Origin of the sequence: Sulfuritalea sp. (assembly GCF_031426875.1) — a bacterium.
Classification (GTDB): Bacteria; Pseudomonadota; Gammaproteobacteria; order Burkholderiales; family Rhodocyclaceae; genus Sulfuritalea.
Map to the genome: position 1 here is coordinate 1 of NZ_JASJPC010000074.1, position 3,192 is coordinate 3,192.

The 3,192-nt window shown below is 62.9% G+C and carries 2 protein-coding genes; both read left to right on the forward strand.

Going from position 1 to position 3,192, the window contains the following annotated elements; translation table 11 throughout:
* Positions 1-97: 97 nt before the first annotated feature.
* Positions 98-1,732 (forward strand): pilus (MSHA type) biogenesis protein MshL, encoded by a 1,635-nt coding sequence (gene mshL / locus RMO95_RS23060; RefSeq protein ID WP_310453042.1) that lies wholly within the window; start codon positions 98-100, stop codon positions 1,730-1,732.
* Entirely contained in the window at positions 1,729-3,114 is a 1,386-nt protein-coding gene (locus tag RMO95_RS23065) for a tetratricopeptide repeat protein (RefSeq protein ID WP_310453043.1), read from the forward strand. The genes mshL and RMO95_RS23065 overlap by 4 nt, the downstream gene beginning before the upstream one ends.
* The last annotated feature ends 78 nt before the right edge of the window (positions 3,115-3,192 follow it).

Here is a 3,192-nt window from a genome sequence, read left to right on the forward strand (position 1 = left end):
TGGCGTACGACGCCGGACATGGCTCAACATAATCGAGGCATCTACATAATCGGCCTTATGTTGAGCTCCACATAAGGCCGAGTCCTACTCGGTTTCCGTGCGCAACATCGCCGTCCAGGATCTGCTCTTCGCCCTCGCCCGCGACGCCAAGATCAATGTCGATATCCATCCCGGCATCAACGGCATCGTCACCATCAATGCCATCGACCAGACGCTGCAACAAATCCTGACGCGCATAGCCAAGCAGGTCGACATGCGCTGGGAACTGGACGGTCCCAATCTTGTGGTGATGCAGGATTCACCCTTTCTGCGCAACTACAAGGTCGATTACGTCAACATGTCGCGCGACGTGAGCGGCACGGTTTCGATCAACACGCAAATTGCGTCCACCAGTACCAGCGCTGCCGGCGGCGCCGCGAGCAGCGGTGGCGGAAACAATTCGAGTACCTCCGTCAAGAGTTCCGCGCAAAACAATTTCTGGCAGTCCCTGGAAAAGAACCTGAAGGACATACTGCGCGAAAGCGACAAGATCCTGCCGGAAGGATCGAGCGAAACCGTCATCGAACGTTCCGATCAGCAGGCCACCACCGGCACCGGCGCTGCCGGCGGGGCAAGCTCCTCCCGGTCGGGCAACCAAAGCACCAGCCTGGCCGCCAGCCCCAATCCGGCAAGCCTGCAACAGCAGGGCACCACCGTGGTCAAGCGCACCACTTTCCGCGAGGCCGCCTCGATTATCGTCAACCCCGAAGCCGGCGTCGTGGTCGTGCGCGCAACGGCCAGGCAGCATGAGAAGGTTCAGGAATATCTCGATCTGGTGCTGATGAATGCGCGACGCCAGGTCATCATCGAGGCGACCATCGCCGAGGTCAACCTGAGCGATCGCTATCAGCAGGGGATCAACTGGCAGAGCTTGCGTTCCCTGCGTCCGGGTGCTCCGCAAGCGGGATTCTCGATCGCCCAAAACCAGACCGGCCTACCTGTGCCGGACCCATTCGCCGCCGCGGCGGGCTCATTCACGGCGCCCACGCCATTCTCCTTCCTGCTCAATTACGTCGCACCCGGCATGGGCATCTCTTCAACACTGAGTCTGCTGGAGACTTTTGGCAAGGTCAAAGTCCTGTCCAGTCCAAAAATCAGCGTGCTGAACAATCAGACGGCAATGCTCAAGGTCGTCAATAACGTGGTCTATTTTCTGATCAAGAACGACTCGACCACCACCACAACCGGCACCACCAACAACTTCACCTCCACACCCCAGTCGGTGTCGGTGGGACTGGTCATGAGCGTCACGCCGCAGATCAGCGAAAACGGCAGCATTCTGCTCAACGTGCGACCGACCATTTCGAGTCTCCAGGGTGCCGGGAAAACCGACCCGACCCCGGGTCTGGCGGTTCCGAATGTCGTTCCCGAAATCCAGACGCGCGAAATGGAATCCATGCTGCGCCTGTCTGACGGGGAAGTCGCCGTGATGGGCGGGCTCATGGAAGACCGCGTCAACTACACGTCCAATGAGATACCCGGGCTGGGCGGCCTTCCCGGCATCGGCAATTTCTTCCGCAATCGCGACGACACCAGCACCAAGACCGAACTGGTGATTTTCCTCAAACCCACCATCATTCGCGACCCGAGCATCAACGGCGACTATCGCAGCTTTGCCAACCAACTGCCGGGCAAGGAATTCTTCGCCAACAAGCCTGGGACCACCGAAACGCCGGGAGCAGGCTCCCGATGAGCCTGTTGATGGACGCCCTGAAGAAGGCCGAACTGGCGAAGCGTCAGGGGCAGGGTGAAGACGCGGGTGATTCGCCGCAAGCCGAGCAGCCGGGAGAACTCGCGCTGCAACCGATCTACGACTCGAATCTGATCGAACCGACGGCAAGCAATCCAGCCGCCGAGGATGAGCCTTCGGCAAACAAGCTGCCCCCTCTGGGCACCGACCTTGAAGAACTCGATGCGCGCTTCCTGGCCGAGGCACAGCAGGCCGCGGCAGCCCGACTGCGCACGACACCGCCGGCCATGCCGGCCAAGACGGAAACGCCGACGACGCAGCCTGCAGGCGCAGAAACGCCGCCCCGCACGGCTACCACGGCGGACCCGCATCGCCGACAGCCGGAGACGAGTGCCCCGCAAGGCAAGGCGGCCGCGCAGAACCTGTTCGCCGCCAAACAGGCCGATAAGCCACCGGCACGAAAATCCTTTGCGATCGCCATTGGCGTGCTTACGGTCTTGTCCGTTTCCGCCATCGGCGGATACTTCTGGTGGCAATTGCAGCCGAAGAACACCTTGTTCGCCAACCGCGCCGCACCGCCTCCTGCCGCGGCCATTTCGGCGCCAGCCGCCGTGTCGCCAGCGCCAACTCTCGCCATTGCGCCGGTCGGCGTACCGGGGGCCGCCCAGCCCGCCACGCCGACGCCCGACGAAGACGACGACGCAGCCCCGGTCGCGGCGCCCAAGGCGCCACCGACCAAGCCCCGGCGTGCCGCCGCTGCGGCAGTACCGCGCGAGGCGGAGGCGGAGGGTCCGGTACGCGTGACCAAGGCGCCGCTGCAAGTCAATCCGGCACTGCTGCGCGGCTTCGATGCCTTCAACCGAGGGGAGCTCACCCTGGCGCAGCTCGAATACGAACGCGCGCAGAAAGCCGACCCGCGCAATACCGACGCCCTGCATGGCCTGGCTGCCATCGCCGTGCGCCAGGGCCGCCCCGACCAGGCCGAGTTCCTGTATCAACGCATCACCGAGGCCGACCCGCAGGACACGGTGGCGCAGGCAGCGCTGATCAACCTGCGCGGACAGATCGATCCCAGTGCCGCCGAGAGCCGCTTGAAGTCGCTCGCGGCGGCGCAGCCCGACCTCGCGGCGCCGCATTTTTCCCTGGGTAACCTGTATGCCCGCCATGGCCGCTGGAACGATGCGCAACAAGCCTATTTCCGTGCCTACAGCGCCGAATCCGACAATCCCGACATACTCTACAACCTTGCGATCAGCCTCGAACATCTGCGCCAGAACAAACTCGCCGCGCAGTACTACAACCTGGCACTGGCCGCCGCGCAAAACCGGTCGGCCGGATTCGACAAGGCCCAGGCCGCTGCAAGACTGCGCATCCTCCAGCCCTGAACGGCTTTCGCGCGCCACGGGACAGTCCATTCCAATCCAGGTTTGAGTCTGAGCGATCGGTTTTGACGTTGAATTTCT

Bases quoted from the DNA above. Each gene is read 5' to 3' on its own strand.
- RMO95_RS23065 (WP_310453043.1), top strand. From the start codon at position 1,729: ATGAGCCTGTTGATGGACGCCCTGAAGAAGGCCGAACTGGCGAAGCGT.